Raw genomic sequence first — 14,939 nt, 5'->3', positions numbered from 1 at the left:
TTACTCCTTTTGCGCTTTGTTTTTACCACCCTGGACGGGTGCGTCACTTTTTTGGTTTCTTTTCCTGTAAAGGGCCGCGGCTGCCAATACGCCGATGGCCGCTGTGCCCGCCGCCAGAAAACCGGCCTGCCGGACGTTGAGAACACCGCCGGTGCGCGGATTATCCTCAGACGGGCTCTCCCGGTCCGCGTCGATGAGCTCCTGAGAAACGCTGACGGTCAGGTCGCTGCCATAGGTCTGGCCCTCCTGCGCCATTGCCGGCGCGCACCAGAGCAGTGTCAGCAGCACAAGGGACAGGCTTATTATGAACTGCCTCATTACGGCACCTCCACAACTTCAAATTTCAGATAAAGGGTATCGCCTTTAGCCGGACTTTTGGGGCGGTATTTTCCTGCGCTCACCTGCCGGGCCTCATCAAAGCTAAAGCTTGCGTACAGATCGTACCGATCGCCCTGACGGAGCAGAGCTTCGCTGGCTTTTGGGCCGTCTTTCTGCTGCCAGGGTGTCATATAGGCCGAATAGGCCAGCTCTCCCTGGCCGGGCTGGTCCGGGCTGAGGAACAGCCGCAGAGTGCGGTCTGGAATGCTCACCCGCAGGGCCTTCCCCTCGGGCATGGTTATCTGCGGGGCGTACACGGTGCCCAGCGAATAGGCGGTGCCGCGGTCATAGCTCAGGCTCACACTTTTGGGCATGACCACCACATAATCCGGCTTTACCAGAAAATGGATGGACATGGGGGTTTTGCCTTCCTGTTCTCCCGCCGCGAGGGCATTTCCTCCCAGAGACAGCAGCAGAAGCGCTGCGGCTGCCGCGGCTGTTAATCGCTTAAATTTCATCACGCCACTCCTTTTCTCTCATCGTTTTACTGAACAGTCAGCTCGGTCTGGATCGACGCGCCGTTCATGGAGCTGTTATCCGTCAGGCTCTGGGTGTTATAGACAATCACGGCGCTGTAGACGCCTGGCGCTGGTATGGTGTCAAGCTTTGGGCTCTCGATCCCTGTGCCGGGCTCAAACAAACCTGATTTGTAGATGGTTTCGCCGGTATCCTGAAGCACCAGGTCGATCTGAAAATAGCAGGGGTTCCCCTCCGGATTCTGAAACATCACACTGACAACGCCTGTGGCACTGTCGGCAACGAGCTGGGGATAGCCGGGAATCTGAATGCCGTCCGGCGCCTGCTGGCCTGTGGGCGTGGGTGTCAGGGCAACCGCGCCCCGCTCCAGCTCCGGCGCCGCCGGCCGGGTAAAATACCAGGCGATAAAGCCAACAGCTGCCAGCAGCAGCACCGCCAGAACGACGATGATGATGTTTTTAATTTTGGAATGTTCCATAATGCCTCCTCCTGTCGCAATATATTATAAATAAAACAGGAAGCCGCGCAATTGTCAGCTTCCTGTTTTTTCGGGGATGTCTACCCCTGCCTCTATTATACAATGCTTCTGTTCTAAAAAGTAGAAAGGTTACTAATTTGTAACCTTTCCGATTCTATGATGATTCTATTACAAAAACAGAATCATTACTAATTTATAACCTTTTAGGCTATTTTTTTATTGATTTGATAGACAAAAATCCTCTTATAAGCCCTCATAACTGTTTATGCTATCCTGCAGGAAAGGAGTACGGCATGAACGACATTGTATTTCAAACAACGTGGAAAACCGACTGATTTCAAAAGTGAAAGTCAGTCGGTTTTTTTTGTGCTGTTTTTAATTAGTAAATTCACTTCTAAAACGTCAGTAATAAATTGCTCTTTAAAAGCTAATTATATGCTGATATAATAAAAACATAAAGTTGATGCGCGAAAAACTTTGCAATACCAACATAAGAAACTGATCACTTCTTAGAACTGGAAACTTGGAGGATTACCAATGGCTGAAATATTACCCTCGATTTTTGGAGCGGATATTCTAAGATTAAAAGAAGAGATAGATTTTTTAGAAAAAGAAAACACCAGAATTTTGCATGTTGATATGATGGATGGGAATTATGTTTCAAATATTGCTTTCGGACCTAATCAGGTTGCTGCAATGAAAAAAGCTTCTAAAATGATTTTTGATGTTCATATGATGGTAGATCATCCTAAAGATCATTTGGATGATGTGATTGCCACCGGAGCAGAAATGATTTCGGTTCATTACGAAACAACGCCGCATATCCACAATATGGTCCAGCGAATTAAAAATGCGGGAAGAAAAGCCGGAGTCGTTCTTAATCCGGGAACACCGGAATCTGTTCTTGAATATCTGCTAGATGATATTGATTATGTGCTGATTATGACAATTAATCCAGGGACACCGGGGCAGACTTTTATTAAAAAAAGCCTGAAAAAAATTAGCAATCTGAAAAATATGATTGGTGAGCGTGACATTCAGATCGAAGTTGACGGCGGCATGAATGATATTATTGCTAAACAGGTAAAGGAAGCTGGAGCAGACTTAATTGTTGTGGGAGGATATTTATTCACAGACAATCCGAAAGAACGCTACCGTAAACTCCGCGAAGCAATAAAATAGCGATCGTGATCGTAATCGGATTGGCAGTGTAAAGATTAAAATTCAAATAATATAAACGCAGAGGTAGAAAACAAAAATGCAAAAATTTGAAAACAAAGTAGTATTGGTAACAGGAGCGGCACATGGGATTGGAAAGCAGATTGCGGTACAGTTTGCAGGCCAAGGGGCAAATACGGTAATCGTTGATTATAATGAAGCAACCGGAACGGAAACAGCAGCAGAAATTACACGCGATTATGTGAAATCTCTGTTCGTCCAGGCAGATGTATCAAATCCAGAAGCAATGGTAAACGTTCGTGATAAAGTGTTTGAAGCGTTTGGACGAATTGACACACTCGTACTTAATGCAGGTGTAGCGTTCAAAAACAAAGTTAATGATATTACTTTTGAAGAATGGAATAAGACACTTAGTATTAATTTAAACGGATTATTCAATACTGTAAAGGCGTTTTATAACGATTTCCTAACAAATAAAGGCTCTATCGTATACATTAGTTCTGGATCTGCATTGAGCGGAACGGGTGGCGGCGTATCTTATCCGGCCTCAAAGGCAGGCGGGGAAGGTCTGATGCGCGGATTGGCTAAAGAATTAGGACCAAAAGGAGTAAATGTAAATGCCATTGCGCCGAGATTAATTGATACAGGTGAAATGATGCGCGTAAATTACCCGACACAGGCTGATTTGGATGCCGTGCTGGAAAAAATTCCTGTACGTCGTCTTGGCACGGTGGAGGATGTTGCCAATTTGGCAGTATTCCTGGCCGATCCGGCTAATTCATACATTCAAGGTCAAACAATTCTGATGGATGGCGGACGAACAATAGCATAGGAGAAATTATATGGGAGCTGTATTAGAATTTTTTCAGGGATTTATTAATCTGGGCGCGGCGGTCCTGCTTCCGTTTGTCATTGCCATCTTAGGTAAGTTCTTCGGGATGAAGATCGGGCATGCCATTAAATCAGGGTTGCTGGTTGGTATTGGTTTTCAAGGTCTTGTTCTTTCAGTTAACTTATTAACGACATCTGTCCAGCCGGTTATGGAATATTACAAAGCATTGGGCTCGGGCTATGATACTTTAGAAGTTGGATTTGCAGCGCTTGGTGCTGCATCATGGACTGTACCCTTCGCTGTATTTGTAATACCGGTTATCATAGTCCTGAATTTGGTTTTGGTTCGTTTAAAGATAACAAAAGTACTGAATGTAGATATTTGGAACTTCATGCACTTTCTGGTTCCAGGAGCCCTGGCATATGCTTTGTCAGGAAACGTATTTATCGGTTTTTTTGTTGCAGTGGCATGTGGGCTGGTTGTACTGTTCTTTGCGCAGTGGCTGGCGCCAAAATGGGGTGAGTTCTTTGGATTGGAAGGAACGACATGTACGACATTTGCATTTTGTGCATGGATCTATCCAATTACATTTTTAATTAATAAACTTATAGATTTGATCCCCGGACTAAACAAAATTGATGTAAATGTTGATAAAATCGGAAAAAAATTAGGTGTGTTTGGTGATCCGGCAATCATTGGACTGTTCGTTGGTGTGCTTTTGGCACTATTAACAAGCCAAGATTTCGGTTCCATTTTGACAATTGGAATGGGCGTTGCCGCAGCTATGGTGCTGATACCAAGAATGGTCAGTATTATGATGGAAGGTCTGACCCCTATGGGCAATGCGGCGAATGAATACATGCATAAGAAAATTGGTGAAGATGCAGATATTTATATTGGTATGGATATTGCACTTGGCTTAGGTGATCCAGCCTGTATCACATGTGCTGCAATCATGATTCCAATTACAATTTTGTTAGCTTTTCTCGTACCTGGGATGAGGTTCTTTCCACTTGGAATTTTGGCAGAAGTTTGTTATTTGGCGCCAATGTGTGTGTTGACAAGTAAGGGTAATATTTTCAGAACACTAATCAGCATGACAATTATGATGTATATGACTTTGTTCTTTGCAAATATGTTTATACCCGAAGCTACACAGATGATGTCCGTTACAGGTGTTCATTTTGATAATTTGGTAACTGCATCTCATTTTGGATGGAATCCGGGTAATCTGATCGTTTCATTGGTGCATAAGCTGTTTGGATTATTTGGTTAAAAAAAGGAGATTTATATGGGAAATAAATATGTAGTTATTCATGGCTCTGCAAAGGATGGAGAGGAAGCAATACGAATGTGTGGCGACGCTTTATTTAAAGCGGGATATGTCAGTGACAAGTTTGGAGAACTATGTGTAAAACGCGAAAGAGATTATCCCACAGGATTACCGTCGGAAATACCGACAGCCATTCCACACGTACAAGATGATGGGATTACACAGAGTAGCGTATGTTTTTTGAAATTGGATAAACCCGTTGTTTTCCGGCGGATGGATGATGATATACAAGTTGTTCGTACAGATATGATTTTTAATCTGGCGATAAAAGATCCGAATGAACATTTGGATGCGCTGCAGAATATGATGTCTTTCTTAGATAATCCAGAAGCACTGCTAAAATGTAATTCACTTTCCGATGAAAAGATAGTTGAATATTTACAGGAACAAATTGGTTAGTTTTTTACAATTTATTTAGATATAAAAACTGGTTTTGAAGTATAATGAAAGGGATAAAATGGAATTACTGGATATTAACGTAGAATTAAAAAATGCTTCTAAACAAATAACAGAAGAACAAATCGATCAGTTTATTGAAACGATCGATGAACATAAAAGGATTTTTGTATATGGAACAGGGCGTTCAGGTCTGATGCTCAAGGCATTGGCTATGCGTCTAATGCAGATTGGATACCAATCCTACGTGGTAGGAGAAACGACAACACCATCTATAGAAAAAGGCGATTTATTGATTGTTTCCTCTGCTTCAGGTGAAACCCAGAGTGTATGTACGGCGGCAGATGACGGAGTCAAACAAGGTGTAGATGTGCTTGTCATAACAGGCAGTCAGGAATCAACTTTAAGCAGAAACCACGAACCATTAATACAGATTGAAGCGGCTAACAAATTTTCAGAATCAAAAGCCAGCATCCAGCCCTTAGGAAGTCTGTTCGAACAGATGTTGCTAATGATTTTTGATGCGGTAATTCTGAAAATGAGCAAAAAAAATGAAGATACAAATAAAAAAATGGCAAAGCGCCATGCAAGTATAGAGTAATAAATATAAAATAAAGGGAGAAAAAATTATGTCAAAGGAAATTAAAATTTTAGTAGCATGTGGAAGCGGAGTCGCAACTTCAACGATTGCACAACAAGCCGTAAAGGAAATTGCAGAAAATGCAGGAATTAAGGTCAAAATCATTAAAGCAACGATTGCGGAAGTTCCGGAAAAACAGAAAGACGTCGATCTTGTACTGACGACAGCAAATTACCGCAATCCGTTAGAAAAGCCGTACATGAGTGTATTTGGCCTGATTTCTGGAGTAAACAAGGCAGGTGCAGAGAAAAAACTATTGGAATTGATGAAGCAAATTGCAGAAGCATAAAGATTAAAAAATATTAAAATAATGGCGAGAGTGACATATGAAAAAGAGAAGTACAGAAATCTTACAGAGACTCCTGCAAAATCCAACTGGCGAATTGAACCTTCTAAAACTGGCAGACGAATACCATATATCTGAAAAAACACTGAGGAATGATGTACAAGATTTGCTGAATTTCACCAGAGAAACGGGTTTTAAATCAACTTTGTTTTGTGACAGTCAGAAGCTTAAACTTAATAAAAGACAGAATATCAGAAAACTGATAGATAATGTGTATGCCATGGATCCTTATCAATACAAAATGTCTCCGGAAGAACGCAAAATCTATATCATAATTGTACTTCTCTATCATAAAGGTTATTATTCGATGCAACAACTTGCAGATGAGCTATATGTTACAAGAAATACCATTGTGAATGATTGCAGGCTGGTAGATGAGTATCTGAAGGCATATGAAATAAACTTTGTAGCCAAAAGTAAACATGGAATCAAAATTGAAGCAATAGAAGAAAAAACACAAAAACTTTTAGTCGGTATATTTCGAAATCTGATTCCGAATATAAAATTGGAGAAAACGTTTTTTGTAAGGTTTATCATCAAAAAGGCAGGTTTTATTTATTCACTTAGAGATACCATCTTTCATATGAACAGTTTCACCAGAGAAAATAACCTGATATTTCCAAAGGATATATTTTTTGAGATCGCGATCATTATTTTTGTCTTACTCAACAGACTGCAGCAGATTGAACGTGAAGAGCAGGACTTTAAAGAACTGAATTTATCTTCCCGGAAGTTAGATATGATTGGGAACATGGTAAATGAGGTTGCAGCAGAATTAGGATATGTGTCTTTGGGCGTCAATGGGATTCTAACCGTTGAAAAGCAAATACTTGAAAGAAGACTGCTCCCCCAAATTAAAAATCTTAATGATTTTGGGCTATACAGTGTTATCTGCCATTTTCTGATGGAAATAAGCAAGGAAATCGATGTAGATATTCAGTTAGATAATCTTTTGGTTGAGTCTCTGATTTCCCATGTGAAGGGAATGAACCTCTGGAATGATGCAGATTATGACTGGGATATAGAGTATAAAAATAACAGTGATTTTTTGCGGATACAGGAGATAGCGGAAGGAAAATTCTATATATTAGAAAAATATCTCTATTCCCCCCTGACCTCAAAAATGAAAGATAGTATTATTATTCATATCTGTGCCGCCTTGTTGAGAGGCAGAAAAAACAGTCCCCCCCTGTCTGTTATCATATCCTGTCCGGGCAGTATGGCTACCAGTAAATATTTGGAAGCCCAGATAAAGAATTATTTTAATTTTGATATTGTAGACACGATGACAACCCAACAGGTGGAGGAAGCTAAGGGCTGCTTTAAAAATACTGATTTTATTATATCGACAGTCCTGATTCAAGATAGTGTCCTTCCCGTTATTGTCGTCAGTCCACTGCTTACAGTAGAGGACATCAATAAGATACAAAATCTGGCTTTTCAGCGGAACAAAACAAAATTGTCTAACACAAGAGTACGTTTTCCAGTACTATCAAAAATTTATGCCATTTATGAATCAGACAATAGCCAGAAAATTGATTTTATGAATCGTGAGCTTGAACGGATTTTGGAAGCATCTTTTGATATGGATAACGCAGGCACAGATTTCGCGCTGCTGAATATGCTCAAATCAAAATATATCAAAATTGTAAACGGTGAACTCCATTGGCGGCAAGCAATGAAAATTGCACCTGAAGATATGATAAGAGATGGCTTTTTTGATGAAAGATATGTCCAGGAAGCAATCGGTAACATAGAGGAATATGGCAGTTATATCATTGTTAACCAAGGTGTTGCACTTGCTCATGCCAGCAAAGAGAGTGGCGTATATGAGGATGGTATCAGTCTGATGGTAAGTCGGGATGGTATTACTTTTGATGAAGGGGACACCATTTATCTACTGTTTTTTTTCTCACAAAAAGGCGAAACAGATTATTTGGAATTGTTTAAACAAATCATCAAATTAGGTAAAAATCAAGATGATATAGACAGGATAAGGACTTTACCAGACAGCAGGAGTGTCTATCAGGCTTTATATGAAATTTTATCGAAGGATTAATCGATTGTGATTTGAATCAGGAAAAGAGTAATGCAAAATGTATTGCGCGTGGTTATGCCAGTCAGGCTCCCGCCTAGGCGGGAGCCTGACTAAACTCTATCGGTTATAAATACTAGGGAAAACATGTTGCAGCTGTTTTTAAAAAGTCGGCTCAAATGTCCCTGACTGATGCTACAGTTATTTATAATGTCTGTCAGACTGACAGCATTTTCAAGATGAGACTGTGTATAATAGAAAACATCGTTTGAAATTGGATATTTAAAGCATGTGCGCAATTGGAGCGGCGGATTATCAGTTCGAAAAAATCGAGTACAAATTACCCGGATTCCAGAAAAGTTGTTTTTTGAGCAGTATATCAAACCATTTTTGACAATGGCATAATGCAAAGTGAAAAAGGTTCAAAATTTCCAATGTAATGTATAAAAACTTGCTCACCTGTGGCCTCCACTTGTAAAACAAGAGTATCAAGTACCCGGCATTTATCGTCAAAGTCAACCGGACTCTCAATCTTTCAAGTACCCTGTTATGCTTTCAACCTATGGGGACGAAATTCTGTTATATAAATAAATCAGACGCCCTATTCTCAAAAACTTAGTATATAATCAAGAGAATAGATGGCAGAAAACAGGCAATATGATCATGAATACAAAGTACAGTCTGTCAAACGAAAGCATTGATATTTTCCGCAACATCTTATATTTTTTTACAGCTTTTTATAAACCCTCGTGGAGCGCAGGCGTCAAACAGCATTTTTAGAACACTAAAGCAGAAACACATAAAGCATAGTGTTCGTGGGGCTTTTCGGCATTTTACGAAACAAAATTTATTGTTGAGATTGACAGCTTACTCTACTTTTTTATTGTTCCTTCTCAAAGCAATAGCCCCGGCCCCGGGTAGCGGTAATGGTAAATCCGCTGCCCGCCAGCTTTCTGCGCAGACGGGAAACCGCTGTTTTGACTGCCCCCGCATTGCCGGCGGCCGGGAGCTTCCAGACAGCTTCATAGAGCTGCTCGGCGGATACGCCCTGGCCCTCGTTTTGGATCAGGAACAAAAGAATGGCATATTCCTTCGGCTGCAGCAGCATATCCCTGTCAAACAGAAACCCTCTCTGGGCAACGGTATCCATTACCAGTGGCCCCCGCACCACCTCTGCCGGCGGACGCATTGCTTCCTTCCGCCGGAGCAGGGCCACAATCCGGGCCAGCAGCTCCTCGATGCGGTAGGGCTTTGTCATGTAGTCGTCCGCCCCGCCGGTCAGGCCTTTCACAATATCCTCATAATCCCTCCGGCTGCTCAGCAAAAGCACAGGTGCGTGGGTGGACTGGCGCAGCTCGCCGATAAACGCGAGCCCATTGCCGTCCGGCAAAAGGATATCCAGCACCACCATGCTGATGTCGGGCTTGCTTGCCAAAATCGGGCGTGTTTCCGCAAGACTCTGTGCTGTCAGCACTCTGTAACCAGCACGCTCCAGCACAGAGCAGTTGAGTGCCCGCACGTGCTCATTATCCTCGACCATAAGTATCACAGGCGCTTTCTTCTCATTCATCCTGATCTCCCCCTCTCACTGCCGGTATGGTAAAACGGACGCTGGTTCCTCTGCCCGGCTCACTTTCAACGCTGATTTTTCCTCCGTGGGCATGTATGATCTGCTCTGCGATATACAGCCCCAGGCCACTGCTGTCCGGGGTTCGCCTGACACTGTGCCGTGTGAACAGCCTAGGCATCAGTTCTGGTTGAATCCCCTCGCCATTATCCACCACGGCTACGGCCACCATTGTGCCCTCAAGCTCTGCCTCAAGGGTAATCCGTCCCCCTTCCGTGTGCTTTACACTGTTGGAAATAAGGTTGAGCACGACCTGTAACAGGCGTTCCCGGTCGCCGTACACAGGCGGCAGGCCATGAGCTGCCTTTACCTCAATGGTGTTATGCCGGCCGATGTCGATCAACGGAAAATAATTTTGGGCGGCGGTTTCCAGAAGAATGGACAGATCCATGGGCTGGCGCACCAGGGCAAAGCTGCCGTTCTCGATGGCGGCAGCGTCCAGAAGCTGGGTTACCATCCGCTCCATGCGTCCGGCCTCACTGTCTACCCGGCGCATATTCTCCCGGACAGCGTCCCGGTCAATCGCCGCGTCCCCCATCATGGCTCCGGTGAGCTGGGCAAACCCGGAGACAACGGTAATGGGCAGCTGAAGCTCATGGGACAGGCCGTGGAGAAATTCCTCCTTCATATCGGCTACCTCCTGTACCCGTACCAGTGCGCTCTCCTTCCTGGCCTGCTCACGGACATGCCCCAGACAGATGACCAGAATCGCACAGGTGATCACACTGACCAGACCCAGCAGCGACCGGATCACCACATAGCTGATCTGCGCTGCGCCCAGCATCCCCGGCGTGGCGACGGCTACCAGAATGGCAGACAGCATAGGCGGCACCCATATGATGTTCCAGATTCTCGTATTATCCAGATCCATGACCGGCTCCAGCATCCTGCGGAAAAAGTAAAAGATCACCGGATAGGTCAGCAGGTCAAACAGCAGGGTAAAAAGAATCATGGTCAGAAATCCGCCGCCGAGACGAACCATGGCAAACTGGGCGATGCCGATATTCACTGCCATCAGCGTGTAGGAGATCAGATAGACAAAAAAGTGCCGGACAAACCGGTCCCTTATCACAAAACAGGACATGATAAAGAAAAGGACAAAGGTGATATTACGGTAAATGTCCGCGGAGTGTTCCTCTGAATAGCCAAAAGCCAGAAGCGCTGCCACCACCCCGGCCCAGACAACCACAACCGTCAGCCCCAACGCCCAGACCGGTATTCTCAGCTTTTTACGGAAAGGGTAATACCGCATAAACAGCGGCCCCAGAAAGGTTATAAAACTTGCCAGCAATTCCATCCACATAGTGCTCCTCCTTGCCTTTATTATACTCGATCTGAGCAAGCTTTAAAAGTAAAAAAGATCGGCGCAATTTTGCGCCGATCTCAGTCTGTATCTAATCCTCCAGCACCTCGATGGTGTCTCCGGGCTTTACCACGCCGCCCTTCAGGATAATGGTAAAAATCCCCTCTCTGGGCATAACGCAGTCGCCTACTTTTTTGGCGATCTCGCAGCCCTTGTGGCATTCCTTGCCGATCTGGGTAACCTCCTGCAGGGTCTCGCCGATTTTCAGGCGGGTGCCCACAGGCAGCTCATAAACGGTGATGCCCTCGGTGGTGATATTCTCGGCAAAATTGCCGGGCGTCAGCTCTCCGGCGCCCAGGGCCACCATTTTGTCAATGCTCTCCTGACCCAGAAGGCTGACCTGGCGGTGCCAGTTGCCGCCGTGGGCGTCGCCCTCCAGTCCAAAGTTTTCGATAAACACGCCTTCACCGACGGGGGTTTTCATCACACCCTTTTTTTCGCTCCGGTTAATGGCAATTACTTTTCCTTTCATTTCTTTTCCTCCTTCCGCTCAAAGGTGCCGGAGTGGCCTCCGGTTTTCTTAATGAGCCTGATGTCGCCGATGACCATTTCGCGGTCCACAGCCTTACACATATCGTAGATGGTCAGGGCCGCCACCGAAACGGCCGTCAGCGCTTCGATCTCAATACCGGTTTTTCCTGTGGTCCTGAGCTCAGCCTCGATATGGATGCAGCTGTTTTCCACGTCGGGCTCAAAGCGCAGGTCACTGCCGGTGATGAGGATGTTATGGCACATGGGGATCAGCTCCGAGGTGCGCTTGCACCCCATAATGCCCCCGATCTGGGCCACGGACAGCACATCCCCTTTTTTCATCTGGTTGTTCAGGATTTTCTCAAGGGTTTCGGGCTTCATGTAAATGGCGCCCCGGGCCAGGGCCATGCGCGCCGTGTCCTTTTTGTGGGTGACGTCCACCATGCGGCCCCGGCCTTCTTCGTTAAAGTGGGTAAATTCATCTGAGATGGCCATATTATCCTCCTATTTCGTTCATATTGCGTTTTTTAATGGTTTCATGCTCGTCGATATGGTGGCGTTCCGGCTTGGCCGAAACCGCCATTTCGAGGATTTCTCCGTAGCTTCTGCCTGCCCTGTGCAGCGCCTTCACGTCCAGCTCCTCATCGGAGTGGAGGCAGGGCTTAATCTTGCCGTCAGCCGTCAGGCGGATGCGGTTGCAGTCTGAGCAGAACCGGTGGCTGATGGGGTTGATGAGCCCCACCTTTCCCAGGGCGCCGGGCAGGGTACAGAGCCTGGCCGGCGCGCCGGGCGCGGACGCTGACGGTACCAGCTCCGGCACCCGCGCAAGCACTGCCTCGCCGGGCATGTACTGGCCAAAGGCGTACTCGGCGCCCTCGCCCAGGGGCATCAGCTCGATAAAGCGCACCTCCACCGGATTTTTTCTTGTATAATCCACAAAGGCCTCGATCTCGTCATCGTTAAAACCTTTTATTAAAACCGTGTTGATCTTCAGCGGTGTCAGCCCTGCCGATACCGCCGCGTCGATACCCGCCAGAGCGTCCTCAAGCCTTCCGCACCGGGTGATCCGGGCGTACTTTTCAGGGTCAAAGGTGTCCAGGCTGATGTTGACCCGCCTGAGCCCCGCAGCCTTGAGATCCGCAGCCATTTCAGGCAGCAGAATGCCGTTGGTGGTCATGGCGAAATCTTTGATGCCGGGGATGGCACCGAGCTTTTTCACCAAATCCAGCACCCCGGCCCGCACCAGGGGCTCTCCCCCGGTCAGGCGGATCTTGTCGATACCCATGTCCGCCCCGGCCCGCACCAGTGCCTCGATCTCCTCAAAGGAAAGGTTGGTGGCGTGCCGGCGCTTGGGCACGCCCTCCTCGGGCATGCAGTACACACAGCGCAGGTTGCACAGGTCGGTGATGGATATCCTCAGATAATTGACTTTTCTTCCAAAGTGGTCTCTCAAATCAGCACCACTTTTCCGGGCTCATCAAACCCATAGCCTCCGAGCTCTGTGAGGGCCTCCCTCAGCTCGCTGCCTCGCAGCGCTTCTAAAAAGACCTGAACCTTTTCATCCTCCAGGTTTTCCTGAGCCACGATAAAGTCGTACTCCTCATCGCCGACCGGGATAAAGTCCAGCCCCATCATATTGGCGGCGGACAGCACGCCCATGCCCACGTCGCAGGAGCCGGACTGCACCGCAGAGGCCACCATCATGTGGGTGTTGAGCTCGCGGTCATAGCCCACGATCTGCTCTGCCTCAATGCCCTTCTGTTTTAAGAGGTAGTCAAAAAGCACCCGGGTGCCGGCTCCGCGCTGGCGGTTGACAAAGGTCACGCCGTCTCTTGTCAGATCCTCAATGCTTTTAATGTTTTTGGGGTTGCCCTTTGGGATCATAAAGCCCTGAACACGCTTTACACCCTTTATGAGGGCTGCCTTCCCCTCGCCCAGATATTTTTTTATAACGGGAACATTGTAGTCGCCGGTTTCCTCATCCAGCAGATGGGTGGGGGTCAGGTGGCATTCGCCCTTCTTAAAGGCCATGATGCCGCCCAGGCTCCCAACATGGGCCGAGGACAGGTTCACCAGCTTTTTATTTTTATGGATGATATTGGCCATGATGTCAATCATGACATCGTGGCTGCCGATGGTGACCAGTGTATTTTCGATCTCCTCCACCGGGCGCAGCAGTTCGATGTCTACCTCCTGGCCGGCTTCATAGCCCTCGACATTTTTAGGCACCCGCAGGATACCGTCGGCGTTGACCAGAGACATGGTCACGCCAGCGCCGCGGTCAAGGGGCGTGGCCACAAAACGGCCTCCCACTTTGCCGCATTTCATGCGGACAAATTCCAGGTATTTGAGGGTGGACATGAGCCGCTTGGACAGGGTGGCCTTGATGACCGGTCGGCTCACATTAAGCTGGTGGGTCATGCCCAGGATCACAGGCTTCACAAAGTTTTCAAACACAAAGTAAGCCGATACCGGGTAGCCCGGAATGCCGATGACGGGCTTGCCCTCAATAAAGCCCAGAATAGCAGGCTTGCCCGGCTTTATGGCCACGCCGTGAATGGCGACCTCGCCCAGCTCCTCGACCAGAGCTCTGGTGTAATCCTCTGTGCCGGCTGAGGAGCCGGCTGAGATGAGCACCATGTCGTTTTCGGCCACTGCCTTCTGGATCGCGGCCCTGATGACCTCATAATCATCGGGCACCGGGGCGTAGCGGGTGGGCTCGCCGCCGTATTCCTTAATCAGGGCCTCGAACATACGGGTATTGGAATCAATGATCTTTCCCTTTTCCATGGGCGATCCAGCCTCGACGATCTCGGTGCCCGTGGGGATAATGCCCGCCCGGGGCTTTTTCAGCACCGCCACGCTCAGAATCCCCCCGGCCAGCAGGGCGCCGATGTCCATGGCCCGCAGCTTATGGTAGGCCGGCACAATGAGCTCTCCGGCCACAATGTCCTCCCCGATGGGCCGCACATGCTGCCACAGCGCTACAGGCTTCGCGATGCGCACATGGGCATCGTCCACTGTCACCACGTCCTCGATCATCACCACTGCGTTGTAGGGTTCCTCGATCACATCGCCGGTGTCCACAAACTCAAAGTCCTCATGGAGGGTTAGCACTCTGGGGCTGCGCTCATCAACACCCACGATCTCCAGCGCCTTGACACAGATACCATCCATGGCCGAGGCGTTGTAATAGGGCGAGGATATTTTCGCAAAGACCGGCTCTGCGGTTACCATGCCCAGACAGCCGGTGACCGGCACCATTTCTTCTGCCGCGCGGGTTCTGCCCGCCTCGGTCATTTTCAAATATTTAGAGACAGCGTCATCCAAATCCTCATTTTTGAGGTACAGGTTGCGCTGGCTGATATCCACTATTTTTGCCAT

General features: G+C 47.1%; 16 protein-coding genes. 7 read left to right on the top strand and 9 right to left on the bottom strand.

Annotated elements, in window-relative coordinates:
• The 3 genes from B2M23_RS10950 to B2M23_RS10940 are packed head-to-tail and all read right to left on the bottom strand — an operon-like array spanning position 1 to position 1,333.
• On the bottom strand, positions 1-318 hold the full coding sequence (locus B2M23_RS10950; RefSeq protein ID WP_038353590.1) for a hypothetical protein: 318 nt from the start codon (positions 316-318) through the stop codon (positions 1-3).
• Positions 318-836, bottom strand: coding sequence for a hypothetical protein (locus B2M23_RS10945; RefSeq protein ID WP_038353589.1), 519 nt, complete (start codon positions 834-836; stop codon positions 318-320). Before B2M23_RS10945 ends, B2M23_RS10950 begins: the two co-directional genes overlap by 1 nt.
• Before the next feature lie 26 nt (positions 837-862).
• Positions 863-1,333 (bottom strand): hypothetical protein, encoded by a 471-nt coding sequence (locus tag B2M23_RS10940; RefSeq protein WP_052237408.1) that lies wholly within the window; start codon positions 1,331-1,333, stop codon positions 863-865.
• A gap of 537 nt (positions 1,334-1,870) precedes the next feature.
• Between B2M23_RS10940 and rpe the strand changes: the two genes are divergently transcribed.
• The 7 genes from rpe to B2M23_RS10905 all read left to right on the top strand — a co-directional run bounded on the left by rpe (position 1,871) and on the right by B2M23_RS10905 (position 8,118).
• Entirely contained in the window at positions 1,871-2,515 is a 645-nt protein-coding gene (rpe, locus tag B2M23_RS10935; protein WP_038353588.1) for a ribulose-phosphate 3-epimerase, read from the top strand.
• Positions 2,516-2,591: 76 nt separating this feature from the next.
• Entirely contained in the window at positions 2,592-3,344 is a 753-nt protein-coding gene (locus tag B2M23_RS10930; protein WP_038353587.1) for an SDR family NAD(P)-dependent oxidoreductase, read from the top strand.
• 10 nt (positions 3,345-3,354) lie between these two features.
• The gene (locus B2M23_RS10925; RefSeq protein ID WP_038353586.1) at positions 3,355-4,620 is read left to right on the top strand and encodes a PTS transporter subunit IIC; all 1,266 of its coding nucleotides are present in this window, start codon (positions 3,355-3,357) and stop codon (positions 4,618-4,620) included.
• 15 nt (positions 4,621-4,635) lie between these two features.
• A complete protein-coding gene (locus B2M23_RS10920; RefSeq protein WP_038353585.1) occupies positions 4,636-5,076 on the top strand; it encodes a PTS sugar transporter subunit IIA in 441 nt (146 codons plus the stop codon).
• A gap of 58 nt (positions 5,077-5,134) precedes the next feature.
• On the top strand, positions 5,135-5,674 hold the full coding sequence (gene hxlB, locus B2M23_RS10915; protein ID WP_038353584.1) for a 6-phospho-3-hexuloisomerase: 540 nt from the start codon (positions 5,135-5,137) through the stop codon (positions 5,672-5,674).
• Between the two features lie 28 nt (positions 5,675-5,702).
• Positions 5,703-6,002, top strand: coding sequence for a PTS sugar transporter subunit IIB (locus tag B2M23_RS10910; protein WP_038353583.1), 300 nt, complete (start codon positions 5,703-5,705; stop codon positions 6,000-6,002).
• A 37-nt stretch (positions 6,003-6,039) separates the two neighbouring features.
• Positions 6,040-8,118 carry a BglG family transcription antiterminator gene (locus tag B2M23_RS10905; RefSeq protein ID WP_038353582.1) on the top strand — a complete coding sequence of 693 codons (2,079 nt, stop codon included), beginning with the start codon at positions 6,040-6,042 and terminating at the stop codon, positions 8,116-8,118.
• An 856-nt stretch (positions 8,119-8,974) separates the two neighbouring features.
• Here the strand turns inward: B2M23_RS10905 and B2M23_RS10900 are convergent.
• The 6 genes from B2M23_RS10900 to B2M23_RS10875 form a co-directional block, all read right to left on the bottom strand.
• The gene (locus B2M23_RS10900) at positions 8,975-9,664 is read right to left on the bottom strand and encodes a response regulator transcription factor (protein ID WP_038353581.1); all 690 of its coding nucleotides are present in this window, start codon (positions 9,662-9,664) and stop codon (positions 8,975-8,977) included.
• Positions 9,657-11,024, bottom strand: a complete 1,368-nt coding sequence (locus B2M23_RS10895; protein ID WP_038353580.1) for a sensor histidine kinase — start codon at positions 11,022-11,024, stop codon at positions 9,657-9,659. Before B2M23_RS10895 ends, B2M23_RS10900 begins: the two co-directional genes overlap by 8 nt.
• A 91-nt stretch (positions 11,025-11,115) precedes the next feature.
• Entirely contained in the window at positions 11,116-11,556 is a 441-nt protein-coding gene (locus B2M23_RS10890) for an MOSC domain-containing protein (RefSeq protein WP_038353579.1), read from the bottom strand.
• Positions 11,553-12,044 carry a cyclic pyranopterin monophosphate synthase MoaC gene (moaC, locus tag B2M23_RS10885; protein WP_172611356.1) on the bottom strand — a complete coding sequence of 164 codons (492 nt, stop codon included), beginning with the start codon at positions 12,042-12,044 and terminating at the stop codon, positions 11,553-11,555. Before moaC ends, B2M23_RS10890 begins: the two co-directional genes overlap by 4 nt.
• 7 nt (positions 12,045-12,051) lie before the next feature.
• Positions 12,052-13,008, bottom strand: coding sequence for a GTP 3',8-cyclase MoaA (moaA, locus tag B2M23_RS10880; protein ID WP_038353577.1), 957 nt, complete (start codon positions 13,006-13,008; stop codon positions 12,052-12,054).
• Positions 13,005-14,939, bottom strand: coding sequence for a molybdopterin biosynthesis protein (locus B2M23_RS10875; RefSeq protein ID WP_038353576.1), 1,935 nt, complete (start codon positions 14,937-14,939; stop codon positions 13,005-13,007). Before B2M23_RS10875 ends, moaA begins: the two co-directional genes overlap by 4 nt.

The organism is Eubacterium limosum (assembly GCF_000807675.2).
Classification (GTDB): domain Bacteria; phylum Bacillota; class Clostridia; order Eubacteriales; family Eubacteriaceae; genus Eubacterium; species Eubacterium limosum.
This window is presented reverse-complemented; position numbering and strand designations above follow the sequence as displayed.

What these genes read in the sequence shown, in the direction of transcription:
- rpe (WP_038353588.1), top strand. Translation starts at nt 1,871, where the DNA reads ATGGCTGAAATATTACCCTCGATTTTTGGAGCGGATATTCTAAGATTA.
- B2M23_RS10900 (WP_038353581.1), bottom strand. Translation starts at nt 9,664, where the DNA reads ATGAATGAGAAGAAAGCGCCTGTGATACTTATGGTCGAGGATAATGAG.
- B2M23_RS10905 (WP_038353582.1), top strand. Translation starts at nt 6,040, where the DNA reads ATGAAAAAGAGAAGTACAGAAATCTTACAGAGACTCCTGCAAAATCCA.
- B2M23_RS10895 (WP_038353580.1), bottom strand. Translation starts at nt 11,024, where the DNA reads ATGTGGATGGAATTGCTGGCAAGTTTTATAACCTTTCTGGGGCCGCTG.
- B2M23_RS10945 (WP_038353589.1), bottom strand. Translation starts at nt 836, where the DNA reads ATGAAATTTAAGCGATTAACAGCCGCGGCAGCCGCAGCGCTTCTGCTG.
- B2M23_RS10890 (WP_038353579.1), bottom strand. Translation starts at nt 11,556, where the DNA reads ATGAAAGGAAAAGTAATTGCCATTAACCGGAGCGAAAAAAAGGGTGTG.
- B2M23_RS10910 (WP_038353583.1), top strand. Translation starts at nt 5,703, where the DNA reads ATGTCAAAGGAAATTAAAATTTTAGTAGCATGTGGAAGCGGAGTCGCA.
- B2M23_RS10875 (WP_038353576.1), bottom strand. Translation starts at nt 14,939, where the DNA reads ATGGCAAAAATAGTGGATATCAGCCAGCGCAACCTGTACCTCAAAAAT.
- hxlB (WP_038353584.1), top strand. Translation starts at nt 5,135, where the DNA reads ATGGAATTACTGGATATTAACGTAGAATTAAAAAATGCTTCTAAACAA.
- B2M23_RS10940 (WP_052237408.1), bottom strand. Translation starts at nt 1,333, where the DNA reads ATGGAACATTCCAAAATTAAAAACATCATCATCGTCGTTCTGGCGGTG.
- B2M23_RS10930 (WP_038353587.1), top strand. Translation starts at nt 2,592, where the DNA reads ATGCAAAAATTTGAAAACAAAGTAGTATTGGTAACAGGAGCGGCACAT.
- B2M23_RS10920 (WP_038353585.1), top strand. Translation starts at nt 4,636, where the DNA reads ATGGGAAATAAATATGTAGTTATTCATGGCTCTGCAAAGGATGGAGAG.
- B2M23_RS10950 (WP_038353590.1), bottom strand. Translation starts at nt 318, where the DNA reads ATGAGGCAGTTCATAATAAGCCTGTCCCTTGTGCTGCTGACACTGCTC.
- B2M23_RS10925 (WP_038353586.1), top strand. Translation starts at nt 3,355, where the DNA reads ATGGGAGCTGTATTAGAATTTTTTCAGGGATTTATTAATCTGGGCGCG.